General features: G+C 64.8%; 15 protein-coding genes. 9 read left to right on the top strand and 6 right to left on the bottom strand.

Annotated elements, in window-relative coordinates:
• Positions 1-4 precede the first annotated feature (4 nt).
• Positions 5-466, top strand: a complete 462-nt coding sequence (locus ACOYYX_RS07335) for a response regulator (protein WP_422929277.1) — start codon at positions 5-7, stop codon at positions 464-466.
• On the top strand, positions 463-2457 hold the full coding sequence (locus ACOYYX_RS07330; RefSeq protein WP_422929276.1) for an HD domain-containing phosphohydrolase: 1995 nt from the start codon (positions 463-465) through the stop codon (positions 2455-2457). Before ACOYYX_RS07335 ends, ACOYYX_RS07330 begins: the two co-directional genes overlap by 4 nt.
• A gap of 98 nt (positions 2458-2555) precedes the next feature.
• Here the strand turns inward: ACOYYX_RS07330 and ACOYYX_RS07325 are convergent, their stop codons facing one another.
• Positions 2556-3434 carry an alpha/beta hydrolase gene (locus ACOYYX_RS07325; RefSeq protein WP_422929275.1) on the bottom strand — a complete coding sequence of 293 codons (879 nt, stop codon included), beginning with the start codon at positions 3432-3434 and terminating at the stop codon, positions 2556-2558.
• 106 nt (positions 3435-3540) lie between these two features.
• Complete coding sequence (locus ACOYYX_RS07320) at positions 3541-4548, bottom strand: alpha/beta hydrolase (RefSeq protein WP_422929274.1); 1008 nt, start codon at positions 4546-4548, stop codon at positions 3541-3543.
• A 450-nt stretch (positions 4549-4998) separates the two neighbouring features.
• Between ACOYYX_RS07320 and ACOYYX_RS07315 the strand changes: the two genes are divergently transcribed.
• The 3 genes from ACOYYX_RS07315 (at position 4999) to ACOYYX_RS07305 (ending at position 7557) form a co-directional block, all read left to right on the top strand.
• Positions 4999-6084 (top strand): hypothetical protein, encoded by a 1086-nt coding sequence (locus tag ACOYYX_RS07315; RefSeq protein WP_422929273.1) that lies wholly within the window; start codon positions 4999-5001, stop codon positions 6082-6084.
• 568 nt (positions 6085-6652) lie between these two features.
• Positions 6653-6940: a hypothetical protein gene (locus ACOYYX_RS07310; protein WP_422929272.1), complete on the top strand. Its 288-nt coding sequence runs from the start codon at positions 6653-6655 to the stop codon at positions 6938-6940.
• A 329-nt stretch (positions 6941-7269) separates the two neighbouring features.
• Entirely contained in the window at positions 7270-7557 is a 288-nt protein-coding gene (locus ACOYYX_RS07305; protein ID WP_422929272.1) for a hypothetical protein, read from the top strand.
• 109 nt (positions 7558-7666) lie between these two features.
• Here the strand turns inward: ACOYYX_RS07305 and ACOYYX_RS07300 are convergent, their stop codons facing one another.
• Entirely contained in the window at positions 7667-8065 is a 399-nt protein-coding gene (locus ACOYYX_RS07300) for a hypothetical protein (protein ID WP_422929271.1), read from the bottom strand.
• 471 nt (positions 8066-8536) lie between these two features.
• On the opposite strand from ACOYYX_RS07300, the gene ACOYYX_RS07295 reads away from it, so the two are divergent.
• A complete protein-coding gene (locus ACOYYX_RS07295; protein ID WP_422929270.1) occupies positions 8537-9319 on the top strand; it encodes a class I SAM-dependent methyltransferase in 783 nt (260 codons plus the stop codon).
• A gap of 219 nt (positions 9320-9538) precedes the next feature.
• Here the strand turns inward: ACOYYX_RS07295 and ACOYYX_RS07290 are convergent, their stop codons facing one another.
• Entirely contained in the window at positions 9539-9727 is a 189-nt protein-coding gene (locus ACOYYX_RS07290; protein ID WP_422929269.1) for a hypothetical protein, read from the bottom strand.
• 12 nt (positions 9728-9739) lie between these two features.
• Here ACOYYX_RS07290 and ACOYYX_RS07285 point away from each other — a divergent pair, with 12 nt between their 5' ends.
• Positions 9740-10228, top strand: coding sequence for a sensor histidine kinase (locus ACOYYX_RS07285; protein ID WP_422929268.1), 489 nt, complete (start codon positions 9740-9742; stop codon positions 10226-10228).
• Positions 10229-11291: 1063 nt separating this feature from the next.
• Here the strand turns inward: ACOYYX_RS07285 and ACOYYX_RS07280 are convergent.
• Both ACOYYX_RS07280 and ACOYYX_RS07275 read right to left on the bottom strand, forming a co-directional pair.
• Positions 11292-12947, bottom strand: coding sequence for a hybrid sensor histidine kinase/response regulator (locus tag ACOYYX_RS07280; protein WP_422929267.1), 1656 nt, complete (start codon positions 12945-12947; stop codon positions 11292-11294).
• Between the two features lie 582 nt (positions 12948-13529).
• Positions 13530-14363, bottom strand: coding sequence for a beta-1,6-N-acetylglucosaminyltransferase (locus ACOYYX_RS07275; RefSeq protein WP_422929266.1), 834 nt, complete (start codon positions 14361-14363; stop codon positions 13530-13532).
• A gap of 1113 nt (positions 14364-15476) precedes the next feature.
• Between ACOYYX_RS07275 and ACOYYX_RS07270 the strand changes: the two genes are divergently transcribed.
• Entirely contained in the window at positions 15477-17489 is a 2013-nt protein-coding gene (locus ACOYYX_RS07270) for a leucine-rich repeat domain-containing protein (RefSeq protein WP_422929265.1), read from the top strand.
• Positions 17490-18371: 882 nt separating this feature from the next.
• The gene (locus ACOYYX_RS07265) at positions 18372-22571 is read left to right on the top strand and encodes a hypothetical protein (protein WP_422929264.1); all 4200 of its coding nucleotides are present in this window, start codon (positions 18372-18374) and stop codon (positions 22569-22571) included.
• Positions 22572-22700 lie beyond the last annotated feature (129 nt).

Genomic DNA, 22700 nt, shown 5'->3' with positions numbered 1-22700 from the left:
ACCCATGCCCAGGCAAGGAAAGCCGATCACGATCGTTATGGCGGACGACGACGAGGACGATTGCCAGTTCGCTCGGGAGGCCCTGGAACAGGCCCGGATCGTGAACGAGCTGCACGTCGTCGAGGACGGCGAGGCCCTGCTCGAGTTCCTCCTGCGCGAGGGGACGGGCGCGAATCCGACGGTCCGCCCCGACCTCATCCTGCTCGACCTCAACATGCCCCGGATGGACGGGCGCGAGGCGCTGCGGATCCTCAAGGATCACGTCGAGTTGCGTCAGATCCCGGTGGTCGTCCTGACGACCTCCAAGGCCGAGGAGGACATCTTCCGGAGCTACGACTTCGGGGCCAACTCCTTCATCACCAAGCCGGTCTCCTTCTCCGGCCTGGTCCAGATCATGAAAGACCTCGGCCGCTACTGGTTCGAGATCGTCGAGCTCCCCCCCGGGACCGAGGACCCCTTAAGATGAACGCGGCCGAGGGACGAGAGATCAGGGTGCTCCTCGTCGACGACGACGAGGATGACTACCTGCTCACCAGAGAGTTGCTCCAGGAGATCCCCGGCGAGGCCTACGTCCTCGAGTGGGTCAACGACCCCGAGGCCGGCATTCGCGAGATCGTCCGAGAAGGGTACGACGCGATCCTCATCGACTACCGCCTCGGCGCCCGCGACGGCCTCGAGATCATCCGGGAGGCGATCGCCGAGGGCTGCGACGCCCCCCTGATCGTCCTGACCGGGCAGACCGACCCCGACATCGACGTCCGCGCCATGAAGGCGGGGGCGTCCGACTTCCTCGCCAAGGGGCGGTTCGACGCGAGGCAGCTCGAGCGCTCCCTCCGCTACGCCGTCTGGCGCAAGCGGTCGCAGTATGCGCTCGAGCAGGCCCATTACGAGCTCGAGGCCGCCAACGCCGCGCTCAGGGCCGAGGTCGCCGAGCGCCGGCGGATCGAGGACGAGTTGCGCGAGCGCGAGGATCGATTCTTCTCGTTCATGAATAACGGCATCCACTATGCCTGCATCAAGGATGTCGAGAAGGGCCAATATCTCTTCATCAACAAGAAGTGCGAGGAGCTCTTCCGCGCCCTCGGGGCCTCGCACCCCGGCGAGTACGCCTCGGCCTTGCCCGAGGAGACCTGGCGGCGGATCCGTGAGGCCGACGCCGAGATCTTCCGCACCGGGAACTCGGCCGAGCTATTGATCTCGATCGACGAGCCGGGCGGGGCCGAGCGGTTCCTCCAGTGCTATCGGTTCCCGATCACCGAGGCGTCGGGCCGGCGGCTCGTCGGGGTCATCGCGATGGACGTCACCGCGCCCAGGCGAGCCGAGGAGCAGGTCCACGTCCTCAACGGCCTGCTCGCGCGCCGCGTCGAGAAGCTGGCCGCGCTCCGGCAGATCGACCTCGAGATCACCGGCAGCAAGGCCCTGCGCCCGACCCTCGGCGTGATCCTCGAGCAGGCGCTCAGGCTCCTCCAGGTGGACGCCTCGTGCGTCCGGCTCTACGACCCGCACTCGTATGCGCTCGAGTACGTCAACGGCCGGGGCTTCCGCGGCGGCGGTCCCGCGGGCAAGGCGATCCGGCTGGGGGAAGGGCCCGCGGGGCGCGCGGCGTTCGAGCGCCGGATGATCCGGAATCCCGAGCCGGCCCCGGGCGAGATGTCGTCCCTCGGCGTCGACGGGCCGGACGACGAAGGGTTCCGCGTTCATTTCGCCGTCCCCCTGCTGATCAAGGGGCAGGTCGTGGGCGTGCTCGAGCTCTTCCACCGCGAGCCGATGGAGCCGGACGAGGAGTGGCTCGAGTTCCTCGATGCCCTGGCCAACTCGACGGCCATCGCCATCGACAACGCGTCGATGTTCGACCACCTCCAGCGCTCCAACCTCGAGCTGGCGACGGCCTACGAGGCCACGATCGAGGGCTGGTCGCACGCCCTCGAGCTCCGCGACCGCGAGACGCAGGGGCACAGCGTCCGCGTCACGGAGATGACCATGCGGCTCGCCAGGGCTTACGGGCTCAAGGGGGCCGACCTCGTCAACGCACGCCGCGGTGCCCTGCTCCACGACATCGGCAAGATGGCGATCCCCGACGCGATCCTGCTCAAGCCCGGCCCGCTCAACGACGCCGAGACGGAATTGATGCGCAAGCATCCGACCCTGGCGTTCGAGATGCTCTCGTCCATCTCCTTCCTCGGCGCGGCCATCGAGATCCCCTACTGCCATCACGAGAAGTGGGACGGCTCGGGCTACCCCCGTGGGCTCAAGGGGGAGCAGATCCCCCTCTCCGCCCGCCTCTTCGCGGCCGTCGACATCTGGGACGCGCTCAGCTCCGACCGCCCCTATCGCAAAGCCTGGCCGGATGAACGGGTCCACGCCTACCTCCGCGAGATCGCCGGCTCCCACCTCGATCCCAGGGTCGTCGAGGTCTTCCTCGAAGTCCTCGTGCCGAAAGTCGATGTCCCCGTCTGACCCGTCGTCGCCCCGCGCCCCCGATCGGGGCGGCTCGGGGCGATAGACCAAGCTCCATGAAAGAGACGCGGCGCAGCAAAGGGCACCTCAAGCCCCGATCACTTCGCGGGCTTCGTCAGGAGCTTGTTGGCCGAGAGCCACTCCTCGAGACGATCCATGAAGTGATCGGCGCCGCCCCCTTTGTTCACGAAGCCATGCGCGCCGATCTGGAAGACGTGCAGCTCGGCCGGGCCCTTGGCCTTGTGGTAGGCCTCGAAGAGGTCGACCGTGCGTGTGACCGAACCGGCGTCGTCGGCCGAGACCGCCAGGAAAAGCGGCGGCGCGGGGCTCGGGATCTCCTTCGGCTCGCGGGCGCCGTAGATGATCGCCGCGAAATCCGGGCGGGTCTCGGCGGGGCCGAAGAGGGCGTCGGACGTGACCATCCCGCCGGCCGAGAATCCGATCATCCCGACGCGATCGGCCTTGTAGCCAAATTCGCTGGCACGCTCGCGGACGAGCTTCACGGCGTTCCGGCCGTCTTCGCCGGCGAGCTTGATCACCTCCTCGCGGCCCGGCCCTTTCTTCGACGCGTCATCCTCCTTCTTGGCGTCCTTCGTGTTGCGGATCAGACGGTACTTGAGGACGAAGGCATCGACCCCCATCGCATTGAGGCGTTTGGCGATGTCCACACCTTCATAGCTCATCATCAGGGCCTGGAACCCGCCGCCCGGGGCGACGATCATCGCCGCGCCCACGGCCTTATCGCGATCGGCCGGATAGTGCAGGAGCACCGGCTTGACCACGTCCATCGCGATCGGCATACCCGAGGGGGTCGTGATCGTCCGCTCGGTCCAGTCCCACGACTCCGAGCCGGGGGCCGCCCCCGGATAGAGCGGGATTTCCTTCGCAGGCGCCGCGGCGGGCGTCTCGGCGAAGGCCATCCCGGCGCACGTCAGCAAGAGGCCGGCGAGAGGCCAGCGGATCGCTTTCATCGTCATCGGATTCTCCCTCGATCCATCCCCGGCCTCGAGGGCGACGGGGATTCGGCTGTCAATGTGTCGATCGGAAGGCCCCGGGCCCTCCTTCGGACCCGGAGCCGGCCACTCACTTCTTGATCGATGCCGGGTCGACGATCAGGCCGCGCTGGGAGAGCCAGTCGCCGTAGCGCTCGATCCAGCGGTCGACGGGCAGGCCCCGCTTGTTCATGCCGAAGCCGTGGCCCCCCTTTTCATAAAGATGCAGCTCGGCCGGGCGTTTGGCGGCCTTCCAGGCCTCGTAGACGCGGAGGCTGCCGGCCGCCGCGAGGTCATCATCGGAGGCGCAGAGGATGAACAGCGGCGGTGCGTCGGCGGGGGCGGGGTTGCCGCCGGTGTCGCCGCCGTAGATGGGCGCGGCGAAGTCGGGGCGGGTCTCGGGCTCCTTGCCGAGGGCGGTCATCATCGTCACCATCCCTCCGGCCGAGAACCCGATGATCCCCACGCGGTCCTTCTTGATCCCCCACTCGTCGGCGTGCTGGCGGACGACCTTGATGGCCTGCTTGCCGTCGGCCATCGCCAGGGGGGCGATCTTCTTCATCTCCTCGGGCAGCTCGGGGGGCCGCGGCGCCTCGCCGGGCCTGGAGGAGGAGGCGGCCGCCGCGCGCCGCTCGCCGAGCGCGGCGATCCTGCCCATGAAGGCGACCATCTCCTTGCGGAACTCATCCTCGCCCGCCGGCGTCTCGTTGAGCCGATACCGGAGCACGAACGCCGCGACCCCGCGATCGCGGAGCCACTCGGCGACCTCCGTCCCCTCGCTCTGCCACGAGAGGAACTTGAACCCTCCGCCGGGGCAGACGATCACCGCCGCCCCCGTCGCCTTCGCGGGGTCGGGGAGATACGCGGTGAGCGTCGGCCTGACGACGTTCCGCACCATCGCCTTCTTGTCCCATTCGTTCCTGTACTCGAGTTCCTTCTGCGTCCACCCCTCCGACCCCGGCGCATCCCCCGGCCAGACGGGGATGACGAGGGATGCGCCATCGGCATTCCCCGTCTTCGACTCCTGGGCCCTCGCATCCCCCCCGCCAATCAGCGCCGCCAGCCCCATCGCGAGGCAGAACTTCGACAGTCGATCCATGGTGTATCCCTCGATCCCTTGGCCTTCGGGTCATCGCGAGGCAACCCCCTCGCCGGCCCTCCGGCCGATCTCTACCTCTCACCTCGCCTCGTCCCTGATGCGATGCGGACCGATCCGATCGGTTCCGATCCGATCCGCCTCCGAGCGGCGTCGCACCCTCTGGCTCGAACGCGGCCAAGCCCCTCGCCGCTCTCCTCGCATCCGGGCGGGATGCCCCCATCCTGCCAATCCCCGCCGCGCAAGGCGAGGCCCCGCCGCATCCTCCGGCATTTTTCCTGCGGATCCCTCACGACGCCGCGAGCATCATGGATCATCCTGCTAGATATCTACGAACAAAGTCGTCCTTGCCAATCGCGCCGGAATTGGTATCCTGATCATCCCCCCCACCTCGACCTCGCGCGATCTCGGACGATTGCGCCGATGCCCCCTCGTCGCAGGAAAGCACCCGCTATGTACGGCTATCAGGGACGGTGGCTCTTCATCTCTTTCGGATTTCTCATCGCCCAGGTCGGCCTGATTCGGGCCTCCGAAATTGGCGAAAGTTGGTCGGGAGCCTCGACCGCAACTTCGTTCTCGTCCTACCAAATAAACAAAAGCGATTCCCAGCAAGGTACTACGGCTTCGTCATCTGTATCCAGCCAGGATCCGACGCCCCTCACGAATGTCGCGAACCCCAACCTTCCTTATGGATACGTCAGGTCGGTACCCACTTCCTGGAAGATCGAAGCCTCGTCCAGTGCCGACCCGGCCCACCTCCTCCACGTGTCGGCTTCTCTCAACGCCCCCGAATACACAGGTTCGCTCTGGTCGAATGGTATCGAACCACCAACCAACAGGACGAGCATATCTGCATCCTGGTCAAACGATGTGGTGACGGTCTCGAATTCTTCAGGATCAGCGCCGCCGGATTCCATACGACTCAATTTCACATTAACTTATGCTACGCCCGGAGAAATTACCCCGTCCGGTATTCGCGCGACGTACAATGGCCAACAGGATTCCGTCAGCAATACGGGTGTCACTGGCTACACATCGCAGCAATTCCAGCACAACATAGATGGCTACACAAAACTACCATTACCGATCGATTCGACGACGATTAACAACAGAGACAGCCCCACATTTCTGACCGACACCTTCCACGTCGACCTGCATCTCGATGCGAAGGGCCAGAGCGACCCGTTGAATCTCAAGCTCGAGTTAACACCTGCGATGACCCTGGTAGCTAATAGTGAAATCAGGTTTGGCACCCTCGCCGGCGATCCTGTCGACCTTTATGGCAACCTGGCGTTGACAAGCGTCACGCTCCCCGATGGCATGCCCCTTTCCGCCCTCGGCGATTCCGTCACATTCCTGTCCGGACTCCAGGCCCCCGGCACCCTCGCCGCTCCCGTGCCCGAGCCAACCACGTTCCTCGCCTGGGGACTCGTCCTATCGCTCGGGGGCCTCGCGAAGGCTTCGCGCCGGCGGGCCACACGTTACGAAGCCTGGACCTCGGGGCCATGCCAGACCCGGGTCGATGCAAGACTCGATTGACGTCGTCGGTCTTCGAGGAGCCATCAGGCTACATCTTCACCAGACTTTCTGACGGATTTCAGGCAGGGTGGCCCTCGGATGGCCCGCGCGTTTGAAATCCCAGAGTGAACGGAGTCTCAAGATGCTACGTCGCCTCGCACTCGCAGTCTTGTTATTATGGCCGCATCTATCAAAGGCCGACCCGGTCAACTATGCCGCGGGCCAGTTTAGTTTCAGCGACTTATCCTCGACCGAGGCTCCGATCAATTACTCCGAGGTCATCCCGATCACCGACCCTTCGTCTGCGACGGGACCTCATACCACGGAGTTTTTCGGCAATTATCCGCCCTATGCCACCCTGCCACCAGGCTCGACGTACTATTCGACGTCGACTCCACTGGAAGGTCATTTCGCCTTCTATCTCGGCGTCGCCAACTCCGGAACAACCCTGAATCCCATCTCCCCTTCATCTCCAACCTTACCGGGCACGTCATTCTATCCATTCGTGAGCGGGCAAGAGGACATTCTTGTTCAAGGCACGATCTCGGGTACGCATGATGTTGGAGGCATGCCGATACGGAATTCCGGCATGTTCACGACGACGATCACCTCGGTGTCGCTCGATCCTTACACGAGTTCCTCAAGCGCCCCCCTGCCCCTGGCCCTCGCCGACCTGGTGGGACATCCCGAGCGAATTCACCTGAGTGGCGCCATCAGCGGTGGTGCTCAGGCTTACTGGGATGTCAGCCTGTCGATCGACCCATCGCCCGCGGTCCCCGTCCCGGAACCGGCCACGTTCCTCGCCTGGGGAGGCGTCGTGGCGGCCGTCGGCCTCGGGAACGCGTCACGTAGACGGATCTCTCCCGCCAGCCCCTGAACCACTTGCCGTGCCAGGCCCGGAGTGATGCGATAGCCCCCTGGCAGGCACGGCCCCTTTACACTCGCATGCAAACCTGATGATCGCCTGGACGATCATCAGGTTTGCATTAATTGTTTTTTGAAACTGTTTCTCTGGGCTTATTCCAGCGCCGCCACATGGCGTGAGAATACTTGGACGCCATGGATTGGTGATAGAGGGCGCGTGCCCCGCGAGATTCCGCCTCCCGGACCATCTATCCATTCGTGAGCGGGCAAGAGGACATTCTTGTTCAAGGCACGATCTCGGGTACGCATGATGTTGGAGGCATGCCGATACGGAATTCCGGCATGTTCACGACGACGATCACCTCGGTGTCGCTCGATCCTTACACGAGTTCCTCAAGCGCCCCCCTGCCCCTGGCCCTCGCCGACCTGGTGGGACATCCCGAGCGAATTCACCTGAGTGGCGCCATCAGCGGTGGTGCTCAGGCTTACTGGGATGTCAGCCTGTCGATCGACCCATCGCCCGCGGTCCCCGTCCCGGAACCGGCCACGTTCCTCGCCTGGGGAGGCGTCGTGGCGGCCGTCGGCCTCGGGAACGCGTCACGTAGACGGATCTCTCCCGCCAGCCCCTGAACCACTTGCCGTGCCAGGCCCGGAGTGATGCGATAGCCCCCTGGCAGGCACGGCCCCTTTACACTCGCATGCAAACCTGATGATCGCCTGGACGATCATCAGGTTTGCATTAATTGTTTTTTGAAACTGTTTCTCTGGGCTTATTCCAGCGCCGCCACATGGCGTGAGAATACTTGGACGCCATGGATTGGTGATAGAGGGCGCGTGCCCCGCGAGATTCCGCCTCCCGGACCATATCCGCCGCGAGTTGCTGCGAGAGCGCAGCACGGTGGGCGGGAGTCGGCATGGCTGAATCCATCACGATGACATCGGGATGAACTCGATAGATCTCGGCGGCCCTGCGGCATTCCTCGGCGATCCGCAGGTCGCTCTCTTGCCAGGTGAGATGATATCGAGACTTCTCTCGATAGACTCGAGCGCGATGGATCATACTCCCGAAGAACATGGCCATCGCAACCGCCGCGACCACGAACATCATCCGTCGGATCGTCAACCTGGGTACTCGCATATGAGATCCTTCTCCTCATTCGCTCGATGAATGCAGGCGAGCCACTCGGAACGCGAACCTTTGTCAGTCTCTACTCATTCGTGAGTTCAACGCCCTGATTAGGAAGTCCTCCTTCGCGATCCAACCTACGACCCATCTTCGCATGATTTCGATCAAATTCCATCGGTAAAACCTTCCTGCTGACACAGCACTCTCTGTCCGATCGCGATGACGATCAGGCGATGAATCGCCGGTTTGCTGCCGTGATGCCACTAAGTCGCAAGCGGAGACGTAGGGAGGTACCACCACTATCAGTTATCCCGGCTTCCGTCCGCTTTACGCCCACTGGACGCATCAAGACGCCCAGCCTCGGCGTCCGGGCGAACCTGGAAGACGTGAGAGCTGTCCAGTCTGTCGACGCCTGGTCCCTCGCGTTCGCGTCTGCGAGGGTGGTCGTCATCTCGATCCGACACACACGCAGCGAGCCGACGCATGAGCGACGCCGACGACATCGTGACGTACAACAGGAAGGCCTGGGATCGCCAGGTCGAGCGGGGGAATCGGTGGACGGTGCCGGTGGGGGTTGAAGAGGTCGAGCGAGCCAGGCAGGGCGACTGGCAGGTCGTGCTGACGCCGACGAAGAAGGTGCCCGACGACTGGTTCCCCCCCCTGCCCGGCCTCGACGTGCTCTGCCTGGCCAGCGGCGGCGGGCAGCAGGGGCCGATCCTGGCGGCGGCCGGGGCGAACGTCACGGTCTTCGACAACAGCCCGAACCAGCTCGCCCGGGACAGGGGCGTCGCCGACCGCGAGGGTCTACACATCGCGACCGTCCAGGGGGATATGGCCGACCTCTCGGCCTTCCCCGACGCCCGCTTCGACCTCATCGTCCACCCCGTCTCGAACGTCTTCGCCCCCGACGTGAAGCCCGTCTGGTGCGAGGCCTTCCGCGTCCTACGCCCGAGGGGCTCGATGCTCGCCGGCTTCATGAACCCGGTGCATTACCTCTTCGACTTCTTCGAGATGGAGAAGGGTCATCTCCGCGTCGCGCACCGGATCCCCTACTCCGATTTGGAGAGCCTGGACGCCGAGGCCCGCGCGAAGCTCGAGGCCGACGACGCCCCCTGGGAGTTCGGCCACACGCTCGACGACCAGATCGGCGGCCAGCTCGCGGCCGGGTTCCTGCTCGCGGGCCTGTACGAGGACGTCGACCCCGACAACGTCCTCGGCCGGCACATCCCCTCGTTCCTCGCCACGAGGGCGATCAAGCCGAGGTGATGCCTGTCGGCGGTTGGTGACGCCCCCGCCATTCTTCGCGGCAAGCCCCTTGAGGTTCCGGGGCCACGATTCGACAGAGGTCATCACGAACAGCCTGGTCGGCTGCACCAACAGGCGTCAATCGCGGAACGGGAGGCCAGTGACGGTCGCTCGAGAGTGTTCCGGCGGAAGCACTTCTCCCGGATCTGCCGGGCATGTTGTCGTTAAGCGGCGCCCTCGTCAAAGGTTGCGGGCGATGATGCCGGGTATGGTGCCGAGCGGCCGAGGTACTGGCATGGGGAAGCATATCTTGCTCGTGGAGGACGACGCGAGCCTGGCGAGGTCGATGATCGACGGCCTGACCGACGAGGGCTTCGTCGTCGACCACGCGGCCGAGGGCGATGCCGCCCACCCTGTTCTCGATCGCATCGACCTCTCTTCATGGGCCTCCGAGCACCTCCGCGCCTGGTCGACCCACGACCGGGGCCCCGACCTCCGCTTCATCACCGAGGCAGCCGACGCCAGTGTTCCGTTGATCCGGGCCCACCCTCCCTCCTCGGCCAATTCCTCGGCAACCTCCCGGAGAACGCCTGCAAATACATCGATCCCGGCACCCCGATCGTCGTCCGCGTCGGTTCCTCTCCCGACTCCGCTTCGCTCTCCGTCGAGGACCTCGGCACCGGTATCTCCGCCGCCGACCTCCCGCGCATCTTCGAGCCCTTCTACCGCTCCGAATCCGCCCGCAAGCTCGGCCACTCGGGCGTGGGCCTCGCCGTCGCCCACCGCATCGCCGCCCTCCACGCCGGCCGCCTCACCGCCACCAGCACCCCCGCCCACGGCAGCCGCTTCGAGCTACGCTTGCCCCTGGCCGATGAAGACCGTGCGTCTCCCGCCAAGCACCCCGAGTCCTTCATTCCAAATACCACTTAATACCAAAAATCTTAAGATATATTAATCCGAATTATATCTTAACAATCAACAAAATCATTTTATTCGAAAGGGCGCAACTCGCCTCCCGCCGCGCCGCGACACTTCGATGGGAATGCCGGGTGGCCGCGACTGGGCAGTCGGGCTCGCGCAGCGACGCGAGGCCAACTGGAGTCTGCTCGGCCGAGACCGGAGGCCGTCCGCGTCGTCCCCGGCCGAGCCAAGGCGCCGACCGCTCTTATCACGTGGCTTCTTCATATTTAAGGGTGGCCCAGGTTGGCACAACCTGGGTCGCGCAGCGACAAGAGGTCAACCGCAATAGCCCCGGCTGAAACCGGAGGCCATTTGCGTCCTTATCGGTCAAATCGCGGCGACTTGAAACGACGAGTGGCCGACCGCAAACCCCGTCCGATTCTTCGTTTCCGGGTGGCCCCGATTGTCCCAGTCGCGGCCTCTGTGAGAGCAAGGAGGGATGAATAAAAGAGGGGGCGATCACGCGTCGTTTTCGAAGGAAACAATTCGACCGGGCATCTCGACTCGGCCGAAAAGCCGCGGTCGGCCTCTGGTGAGGGCCGGGGTCATCACGAAGAACCTCTTGTCGCTGCGCGACCCAGGTTGTACCAACCTGGGCCACCCGAAACATGGTAATTCGGCCGAGGTTTTCGGGCATTCCCTCGGCGTATCCCGAGCCTGCGGATCGGCAGAAAACCGTGAACGACCTCTCCATTCGGCCGGTGCCTATTACAGTTGGCCTCGCGTCGCTGCGCGAGCCCGTTTGCCCAGTCGCGGCCCCTCGCAATCCCCATCGAAGTGTCGCGGCGCAGCGGGAGGCGAGTTACACCCTGTTCCAAATCTGCCCACAATAGGCATCAGTCGAACATATTGGGAACCTTCGCCCAGCTAGTTTCATCGACTCGGCGAGAAGACGCATCGCCGACGAAACGACGTTGACGGCCCCATCCGTGTAGCCGGCCAGGGAGAGCTGGAAGAGCGTGAAATACGATCTCCAGCCAATGGATCGCCTTCCACCTTGACTCATAATCATGCCGCAGATCCGTCGGTTCTCTCAAGCCGTGTGGGAGGCGGCCTGGGAGATGAGGGCGGTCAGGACTTCGAAGTTGATCGGCTTGACGAGGTGGTGGTCGAAGCCGGCGTCATAGGCTCTCTGGACGTCGTCGGCGCTGCCGTAGCCGGTGACAGCGACGAGCATCACGCCGCCGAGGGCGGGCTCGCGGCGGAGGCGACGGGCAAGCTCGTAGCCGTCGAGGCCGGGGAGGCCGATGTCGGAGAAGACCACCTGGGGGTGGAAATCCGGGGCGTCCGCCAGGGCCGTCTTGCCGTCGTAGGCGACGTGAAGCTCGTGCCCATCGAGCCGGAGGATCTGGGCCATCAGGTCGGCGGCGTCGCGGTTGTCCTCGACCACGAGCACCCGCAGCGATCGTGGGGGCGGGGGCGGGGAATCGGGCGCCTCGATCACGTCGGGCGACGGCGAGACGCCGGCCGTCGCGGCTGTCGAGGGAGTGCCCGAGGCCGACGAGGACGATTCACCCGACGATGAAGTCGAAACTCCACCCGAGGCCGAGGCCTCACGCGTGAACGAAGCCGAGGCCTCGTCCAGCGGGAGCCGGATGAGCATCTCGGTGCCGGTGCCGGGGCCTTCGCTGAGGGCCTCGACGGTGCCGCCGTGCAGCTCGACCAGGCGCTTGACGATCGTCAGGCCGATGCCGAGCCCCCCTTGCGAGCGGTCGAGCGTGCGGTCGGCCTGGGCGAAGAGGTCGAAGATCCTGGGCAGGATCCGGGGGTCGATGCCCACGCCGTCGTCGCGGATCCGGACGACCGCCTCCGAGGGCCTCCGCTCGACCGAGAGCCGGATCGTCCCCCCGCGCTCGGTGTACTTCGACGCGTTGGCGAGCAGGTTCGTCACGACCTGCTCGATCCGCGTGGGGTCGGCCCGGATCATGAGGGGGGAGTCGGGCAGGTCGGCGAGGAACGACTGCCCCCTTCCCTTCATCGTGGGGACGACCGAACGCGCAGCGTCGCGAGCGGCCGCGACGAGCTCGACGGGCTCGGTGCGCAGCTCGATCCGGCCCCGCGTGATCCTGGCGACGTCAAGCAGGTCCTCGATGAGCCGGGACATGTGCCCGACCTGGCGGTCGAGGACGTCGCGGACCTCGTCCAGGCCGGAGTCTCCCGCCTTGAGCCGACGCATCAGGCCGACGGAGTTGCGGATCGGGGCCAGCGGGTTGCGCAGCTCGTGGGCGAGCATCGCGAGGAACTCGTCCTTGCGGCGGTCGGCGTCGTCGCGCTCGCCGAGCAGGTCGCGGACCTGGAACTGCCGCCTGCGGGCGCGGATCCCCGAGCGCACGGCCGTGACGAGCGCCTCGATGCTCAGCGGACGGGCGAGCACCGTGACGTTGCCCAGGAGCTCGGCGGCCCGGACCCGCTTACCCCCCGGCTTCCCCACGATGATGATGGGCAGGTCCGACCAGGCCGGCTGACCTTCCAGGCCGTTTCGGAGGACCTCGGCGTGCGGCAGTTCGAGCCGCTCCTCGGCGACGACGAGCACCTGGGCATCCTCCAGGGCGAAGCAAAGTTCCTCGACGGTGGCGACGACCTCGCACTCGATCCGCGCCGCGACGAGGATATCGCAGGTCAACGGCCCGTCCCTCCCCTGGGCGAGGATGCGGACGGGCCTCGACTCCGAACCCTCGGGATCAGCCATATTCGCCCCCGTGTAACCCCCGAATGACGCCCGATCCCCGGCCGAATCCGGCTGCGAGCGAGGGCGAACCCATCCACTCCCGGCGGCCTCGCCGATCATTCAGGCAATACCGATGCCGATCGCCAATTTCCCTCCTCTTTGGCCGACGCGCCGCGGCCGGCTCGCCGTTATGAAGGAATACGGACAGCCAGGCCCCGGCTTGCCTCCGCAGGAGAGGAGGCGGCGTGCGACCGGACGAGCCGCCCCGCCGAGTCGCATGCCAACCGCGGCGAGCCCGGGCAGGCCGGACGGCGAGCCATTCGATCCGGGCGCCACCGCCCGGCCCTGGGTCCGCGAGACCAGGGGCTGGCCTCCTCGAGCCAGCTTCGGGTCGACACCCTCGCGTTGCCCCGAAAGGGCCCACGCCGAGCCTCGCGCGTACGACGATCGGCGCCCGGTTGCCGATCGCAGCCCGCCGGCCGTCGCCGTCGGTCGGGGCTCGGCGGTCCGATGCAATCAAGGCGAGATGGGACCATGAAAGGCGGGAGAACATCGGGCCGGGCCGGGATCCGACGGCACCCGACGTCGCGCGACGCGACAGGATCACGCCCGGGACGCGTGATAGCATTCGGATGCGAGCATATGCAAGACCGCTCCGTCGACCTTATGGTTGAACTTCCGGCCGAAGAGGCAAGGCGAGCGCCTGATTTCGTCGAGGTCTCGGATCGTCAACGTCTTCGGGCCCGGCCCGAGGGAGAGTCGCCCGCATTGCTGGTCCACCGTCTCGGCGAAGGGCCCGTTCATGATGAGTCCCTGGAAGAACGTCTCATCCGGGCAGAAGGAAAACCGCAAGGACTTCGCGACGGCCCTGCTGAGCGGGGTCGTCGTCGCCCACTCGCAGAACGACCTCGTCAGCATGTGCCAGGTCGACCCTTTCCATTCCAGGTTGAGCTCGCTCGGGAACGGGAGCCGCAGCGGGGTGCGGTGGACCTTGCCGCCGAATTCGAGGTAGATCCGACGTCCGAGGTGGGGGCTGTCGCGCTCCTCCTCGGCGAGGCTCTCGAACGACGCGCATTGGATGTGGTTGGACGTGCTCGCCCCGAGGGATTCGCGGATCTGATCGATCGGCTTGATCGGATAGTCCTGCCCGGTGAGATTGATCCAGCGCTGCCAATCCCCGACTTCCGAGAGCATGAGCCGCATCGCCTCGAGTTCCGCGGTCACCACGGACCAGCGCGACCCGACGAGCGAGCGGCGAGGGAGCCAGCGAACGTTCCCGGCATCTCCCACGATGGCGCGGATCTTCGAGGCGAAGGAGTCGGGCGATTTCGCATCGACGTGGATGCAGAACGCGTCGTCCTCCGAGTAGATCGCCTTCCATAGCCATCGGAATTGCACGGGCTCATGACGGACCATGATGAAATACGATATCGCCATCAAATCACTCCCGGATGATTCGCCCGGCCATTCGAAGTGATCCGACCGGTCGGATACGCGACTTCGTCGCCGGGCGATCCGCCGCGATCCCCCGAGCCTTCGTCGGTTTCGCCCCGTTGCGGCGATGGGCCCACCGCGTCGGTCCCCGCTCGCGCGGAGGATGGCCTGAGGATGGCTCGGGAGCCGCGTCAATCTGGAGGATGTAGGCCCGAGGATACGACGACCCATCGTCGGGCGTCCCCCTCCTGTTAATATGCAACGACCATCTATGAAACAACTTTTTTGTTTGTAAATTTATTTTTTTAAAATATATCACTCCGCTGTATCCCAAGCCTGCTCGACGCAATATCTTGCGATCGGCCCGATTACGCCCCCATATCAGGGGGTCGGCATCCGAGCGATGCCTGAGGCCGACATCGGCGTGCGGGGCCACGCCGACGCCCCTTCCCGTTCGCCGCCTTCGCTTCGGCCGATATCCCGGAGAGCCGGAGAGCAAGCCCTCGGCCCTGGCCACGTTGCCGGCGTGGCGGGGGAATCGGGGCCTTCGCCCAGGAAGGGGCCATGAACCGTGGGGATTCGCCCCCGGCGGAAATGCCGACGGGCCCCACGAGCCCGATGGCTCGGGGCCCGTCCCGGCCTCACACTTGCGAGCGATATCCGCGAGGGCATGGGCCCTCGGGCGGGCCTTTTCCCGGGGAGTCCTGCCGCCCCGAGGCCTCGATGTTCCGTCGGCAGGGGCAGGCCTTGGCGAGGCTCCCGAATGGATCGAGCCGCCTCCCCTGGTATCATCGGGCACGAAGCGGACGATTCAGCAACGGGAGGCGTACGGATGGACGGGCGAATTCGGCTGTTGGCGGCGTGTTGGGCCTTCGCGATCGGGATGGTCTCGGGCCTGGAACGGATCGAGGCGCAAACGCTCGAGGCGACGAAGAAACCCGCCGCCGGCGCCACCAAATCCGCTACCAAATCGGCCGCTAAGCCGGCGAGGCCCCCGGGGACGCCGAAGACAGCCGCGCCCGCGAAGGCCGCGACCCCCGGCAAGGGGCCGCGACGGCGAAGGCCGCGACGACTCTCAGGCCCTCGGCGGCCGACCCCTCGATCCCGCGCTCGGCGGTGGCCTTCGGGTTCGGGGGCAAGGTCGGGCCGAGGGAACCTGGCTACGTCCCCGGCTTCGAGTCGTACCGGCTCAGGTACAGCCCCGGCGACTGGTCGGGGACCAGGATCATCATCACGAGCGCCTGGGGCGACAAGGATCCGGCGTACTACTGGAACTGGCCGGACGGCTCCAACGTCCGCGCCTCCGAGGTCTACCGCGACGATGTCGGCGACTACTTCATCTACTCGCTCGCGACCACGCACAAGGCCGACTGGGTCGTCGCCAACTTCCGCTACACCCGGCGCGACGGCCGCAACGGCGTCGCGGGCGCGATCATCCCCTACGCCGGCAAGGCGAAGATCCCGCAGGAGACGGTCGAGGCCCTCGGCTTCGGCGGCAGGCTCGGGCCCGACGACGAGGGGTACGTCCCCGAATACGACTCGTACAGGCTCCGCTTCGGCCCCGGCGACTGGTCGGGGACGAAGATGACCCTCGCGATGACCTGGGGCGAGGGCAACGACGCCCGCGACCACTGGGGCCACCTCGACAAGGGGCAGACCCGCGTCTCCGACGTCAGGCGCGACGCCAAGGGGTTCTACTTCGTCTACTCGCTGCAAGCGATCGGCCATTCGCGCTGGTGCGCCTCCCTCTTCCGCTTCACGAGGAAGGACGGCCGGCAGGGGGTCGCCCAGGCCCTCTTCAACCATGCCGGGGCCCTGCCCGCGCCGAGGCCCGTCGGCCAGCCCGAGGGTTTCCCGAGCCCCCCGCCGCCCCCCGCGCCGAAGCTGACCAGGCCCAGCCCGCGGGCCCTCGCCGCCGCGAGGCCGACGAAGGCCGACCTCGACTACCTCCGCAAGCTCACCGGCGAATTCCGGGACGCGGACCTCGCCGACTTCGCCGAGACGACGAGCCTCGACCTCACCGACAAGCCGATCGACGACGAGGGCGCCGTCCACCTGCGGGGCCTGAAGCGGCTCCGGACCCTCAAGCTGCGGAACACGCGCGTCGGCGACGCCGGCCTGGAGAACCTCGGGGCGCTCGACGACCTCCGAGACCTCGACCTGATCGCCACCCCCACGACCGACGCCGGGCTCAAGGTCGTCGCCAGGCTCCCCGACCTCATGACGCTCAACATCGACCAGACGCAGATCACCGACGAGGGCCTCCGCACGATCCGCAAGCTCGCGAACCTGGAAGTCCTCACGCTCGTCGGCTCCGATGTCGGCGACCCCGGCCTGGCGGCGCTCAAGGGGCACCCGAAGCTCCGGACGCTGGCCCTGGGGCGAGACCCCGCGTACGTCGACGGCCCGATCACCGACGCCGGCATGGCCTCGCTGCGCGAGATCCCGAACCTCGAGAGCCTCTCCATGCCCTTCCTCGGGATCGGCGACGAGGGCCTGGCGAGGCTCAAGGGGATGCCCCAGCTCGCCCTGCTCGACGTCTCGCACACGAAGGTCACCGACGCCGGCCTCGCGCACCTGAAGACGTTCCCCAGGCTGCGCCAGCTCGAGATCGATTCCCTCCCCCTGACCGCCGCCGGCCTGGCGAACCTGAAGGACGTGCCCGCGCTGAGGTACCTCTTCCTCGGCTACTCCGACCTCGACGAGGCGGCGATGGCCCAGCTCTCCCCGCTCAAGGAGCTGGAGATCCTGATGATCACCAAGGCGAACGTCAGCGACGCGGGCGTCGCCCACCTGGCCGGCCTGACGAACCTGAACCAGCTCCAGCTCCCCGACAACAAGATCACCGGCATCGGCCTGGCGAAGCTCCGGGGCCTGACCAAGCTCAACAAGCTGAACCTGTATTACAACCAGCTCGACGACCCCTCGCTCTCGATCCTCACGAATCTCCCCGACCTCCGCCAGCTCTTCATCTCCGGCGAGCGGATCACCGACGCCGGCCTGGTCCACATCAAGCCCCTGACCGGCCTCCGCTACCTGAACATCTCCTGGACCAAGACCACCGACGCCGGCATCGAGGAGCTGAAAAAAGCCCTCCCCGAGCTCCGCGTCGACCGCGGGGACTTCTGACCTCCCCCGGGCCATCAAACAGGCCGCACCTCGGATCGCAAAGCCCCGGGCCCCACGGCCGGGGCCTCATATTTCACATGCTTGCGTGAACCGACAAGAATCGCGCCGCCGCGAGGGCAATCCCTCGGCATCGATCCGCCACGGCAGGCCCCAGCACATCCGATGGCCCTACCGCATCGCGAGATGTCGTCAGACACGACATATCACGCACGAACCGCGTACGATTCTTTGTACACCATTATGGCCTCATGATTCCGTAAAACAACGTTTCTTCTTGATGCTAATAAATTTCACATGCTTGTATTGCAAGCAGGAACAGGCTAGGCTTGGAGGCGCCGAATGGGCTCCCACGGAATCGGTAGCCCCGCACGACCCTGGACCTCGCCGAAGATGCCCGCGGCCCAGGGGGCCGATTCATTGATTATGCTCCGGCAGCGTCTGACTCGCTCGCTCACGTATCGATTGTGAATCTCGCAGTATTAAAGCGGGATGACGAATGCCGGCCTTCGGTCCCGGGGCGAGCGGCATCGTCCTCTCTTGCTCCGCTCGGGGAGCTGGCCCTATCGTCTGACGTGACTGCTCCCTGCGCGCACAAAAGCAGGTCACACCATCCGATCCCCGATCGGATCGGGTGCGGTCTTCGTATCGTCGCCGTCGTTCTGAATCGAAGAAATCCTAGACTTCGACTTATACCTAGCCGGGCATCGTGGTCGCCACTTTATCGAGTGTCGACCTGGATCCTCGCGAATCGTATGGGCCGAGCCCTGCCCGTCCATCGTTCAACGTAATCCGATGAGTTGTAAGCCCTCGGAGTCGAGTCTTACCTCGAGTTGCCAGGCCCCGAGAATCACCCCCGCTGGACGCCTTAAGGAGGTAAGTACCATGAGCGATCCGAACCCGTCGAACCAAGCCGACCCCGATAATGGACAGGAGCCTCACATCACCGATGATCAAACGCTACTGAAAGAGGAACGTGAGGCGATCGGGATCCGACGGGAGTTCGCTTATTCCCATAAAGGCAAGGATCACGAGATTGCCGAGGATCTCATCGGACTCTCGCTCTCCGGGGGTGGGTTGCGTTCGGCAACCTTCAATTTGGGCCTGATTCAAGCATTGCAGAAGAACAAATTCTTTAAGCACATCGACTATCTCATAACGATTTCGGGCGGCGGATACATAGGCTCGCACCTCGCCCATCAGGCGGCGATAAAATCGGCCGAGGTGGAAAAAGAATCGATCAGGCCCGCGGGCGCGACGAAGGCGGTTGAGGCGGCGGCGCTCCGGCCGACGACGCACCAACCGACCTCAGCCTTCGAGGCGTCGACGCTCCAGGTGCCGACACTCCAACCGACGACTTACCAGGCGACGACGCACCGACCGGCCGAGGTCGTCGAGGCGACGACGCTCCAGGCGACGGCGGATGCGCGCGACCAAAGCGATCGCGAATCCATCGGGGTTGACAACTGGTTCCCATACCACGTGGGTGAGGGAGGGAAGCAGCACCAGAGGATCCTCGATTTCTTCAGCCAGGGCAATTACCTCGAGCGATCGACCCAGTTCGTGTCCGTGTGGATACCCGGCACGATCCTCAACCTGCTGACCCTCCTGAGCCTGCTGATCACGCTGTCGGCGCTCGCAGCCTTCGCCTTCCGGGTCATCGACTACCCCGCTGTCGACCTCGGTATGCGATACCTGAGCCGCAATGTGCTACTCTTCTTCCACTGGCTGAATCTCGATTACATCGAGGACGGCGCGAGTCGCTGGTCCCTCAACGCAAAAGTATCAATTATCCTATTGATTGTTTTATTTCCGATAATATTACTGCATCTAAAAAGCCGCTGGGAGCGCCTGCTGAATCAATCGGCCACGACGGCCTTGATGCGTTCCGTTGGGCATCCGAGGTCTCGCCACTTCCTGATGCGATTCGCCGGGACCATCCCGTGGCCATACTTTATTTTCTGGCTGTCGCTCTGCGGGATACAGTTACTCGACTGGCCCAGGAATTCCGAGATTGACGAAGGATTCGATGCCATCAATGAGGTTTGCATAAGGCCGATAGCCGACGAAGACGAGTCGGTTGAAGAATACAGGCGGGACGAGGAGGTCCATCGACTCAAGACGGTCATTGCACAGGCCCAGGTCGTCAGCTCCGAGATCTATGTTTCGCCGCGACTCGTAAAGCTCAACGACGAGGCCGGCAGGCGTGGCGAGATCCTGCTCTATCTCGTTTCGGGAGACCTGGACCGATATCGATTTGCGCTCCCCCTGCTCGACAAGCTCCTGGACGAGCAAGATGGCAAGAAATACGACTACCTCTCGGATGAGAGCCTGAAGGCGGAAGTCAAGGAGAGCATCCCGAAGGCCATCGAGAACTTCGAAAAGTCCCTCTCCGACCTCAAAGTTCAAGCCGGAGATCAACTCCCCCTAGAGCCATCCGTCCATGATCTCGATCTGAAGAATGTCCTGGCCGAGAGGCTCATCCTCGCGCGTGTCGTCGAGATCAATGGTTTGATCATCACCGACCTCCTTCGCGCGATGCTGCCGGCCGTCTTATGCGGCACCTGTTACCTCGGCCTGGTCTCCTACCGGCACCTGATCCAGAACAAGGAGATCGGCCAGGCCTGCGGGCGCCACCCCGGCGACGTCATTTCGAAGCTCTGGGGGCTCTGCTGGATACTCACCGGCCTCGGATTCATCCTCACGCTCACCAACGGCGACACCGACATCGGCTTCCTCAAGTATCTCATGCCGAGCGTCCCCGGGGTGCAGACGATCGCCGATCCCGTGACCGGTGCCGTGTCGGGCGCGCGAATGACCCTTTCCGGCGCGCTCGCCTTCCTCCGCTCGATCATCTTCACCGTGCCGGCCCTCTTCACGACGCTGCTCGCGATGGTCCCGATCGTCTCGCGGGCCCAGTTCATGCGGAGTGCCGAGCAGCCGAAGGATCCCGCGCGTGGCCGGCTTTTCCGGATGGTCGTCGGCTCGGTCGTCGTCGTGCTGCCGCTCTCCGCCTTCGCCTTCCTCGCTCGCGAGAATGTCTCGGGAACGGCCCCGCCCAACCCGGCCTCCAAGAAATCTCCGGTCGAATCGTCCATGGCGACGCTCGTGCCGACACTCTGGGGTCAATGGTCCGGCTCCAGGTCGGAGGCCGGGAATACCCTCGTCGGTGGGACCTCGCGTCAAGTCGCGCGCCTGGCCTTCTGCACCGGCTCACCTTTCCTGACCCGGGCCTACCTGATCGAGAACGACCAGATCGTGAGGCTCCTGGTCCTGCTGGTCTGCGGCCTGACGTTCGCGTTCCTGGCGTCGGTCGTGGACCTCAACCGCACGTCGATCCACACCTTCTACAGGGACCGCCTCTACGAGGCGTACTTCGCGGAGTCCCCCAACGAGCCCCGCCGCGACATCCCGCTGCACGAGCAGGACGGGAGTCGGGTCGCATTCCCCCTGCACATCATCGCGGCGACCCTGAACCAATTCCACGCCACGGACGAGAGGAAGAAGCATCAGCACAACTTCATTTTTTCGCGACTCTATTGCGGCTCGGAGCCGACCGGATATTGCCGAACCGAGCACTATCTCGGCGGGGGAGACCTGGCCGACGCCGTCGCGATCTCGGGGGCCGCGATCAGCCCGGTGCAGGCCAAGTCGCTCATGACTCGCGTCGTCATGCTCGTGCTCAACATGAGGCTGGGCCAGTGGTATCCCAACCCCGACCCCGAACACCGGAACAAGTACCCGTCCAGGCCGAAGGTCGGACGGATCTTGTGGGAGCACCGCCAACTGCTCCTGCCGTTCCTCATGCGACATCCTCAGTACACCCGGGATAAGCCCGGGTCGGGAGCTGGACCGGGTGTATCGCCTGACGATGGAGGATCTGGTCCGCACCTCTCACAAGGAGGCGACTCGCGTCAAAGGGGGTCGGAGGTGGATGCGTCCCCGCCGGAACACCCAACAGCCTGCGACGAGGATTCCACGGCTTCGCCCAGAGCATCGATCGTGAAGGAACTCCATCCTTTCTGCTTCCTCTCGGATGGGGCCCACTATGACAACCTGGGTATCGAACTGTTGCTCCAGCGTCGATGTCGGCTGATGATCGTGTCCGACGTTTCGCATGATCCCAAATATTCATGCGAGGACCTCGTGGCCGTATTCCGTCGCGCCTCGGCCCTCAAGGGGATCACGTTCACCTCGATCTCCATGAGCCGAGTGCGCGAAACGCTCAATCTCACGAAGATCGATCCCCATCCGGATCCCGACCCTCGGCTCGATCCCTTCCATTTCCGAAGCGAGGACCCCGAGGCCCTGGCCAAGACGCTCCGCGCCCGGCTGGCGAACGAGAATTTCCTGGTCGGCCGCGTCGACTACACCGAGTCCTCCACTGTCGGCCCTAACCAGGGGATACTGATCCTCATCAAGCCGACCCTCACGCTGGAGCTGGCGGACAACACGGCCCTGATCCAGTATTTCCTCGAGAATTCCAACTTCCCCCACGACACCGACCTCGACCAGATTTACGACGAGGCGAGGGTGGAGGCCTATCGCCAGCTCGGCGAATGCATCGGAAATGCATTCAGCCAGCTCCTGCAATCCCCAGGAGATGACCCCGAGCATGCCGATGACCCCGTTATTGCGAGGGGCACCCTCCTGGGGAAAGTCGAATCGCTTTGCCGGTTGATCCCTACCCCAGGACACCGAAGCGGACACGCGAAGGATCCGGGGCCGAAACCCGAGTCGCATACGGCCGTTGAGGTCGAGAATTACGTGGTCGATACCATCAACTTCGTCGACGTACTCCAGGCCCTCGGTCCTCTCGATGAACCCCGGCTCGACCTTCAATACTCCGCGGAACACATGTTCGACGACACGCAAGCGGACCGGGCTTGTTCCGACCTGGCGCCCCAGGTCGAGTCTTCGGACGGGGATGCCATGCTTGGCAGTGATAGCCCTTCGGTCGAGTCCGATGGATCAGCGGCGGCGCAGGGCGAGCAAGCGGCCGTTCCACCGGGTGATCACTCCGCGATCCGACCGGAAGAAAGCAAGACCGGCGTGATCGGCGATGAGTCCGGGACGGGTGGATAGACCGACGATGCCAGGCCGATTGATAAGCCGGTCAGACCAACTTGACGTTCATACCCGGAATTTCATGGGCAAGTGGCCTTTATCTCGGCCTCCCATCTTTCGGACATGTGCCCATCCCGCGACGAGCCT

The organism is Singulisphaera chitinilytica, from assembly GCF_049331405.1.
Lineage (GTDB): Bacteria > Planctomycetota > Planctomycetia > Isosphaerales > Isosphaeraceae > PoT.
Note: the sequence above shows the minus strand (reverse complement) of the source record. Positions and strands in the feature narration are given on the sequence as shown.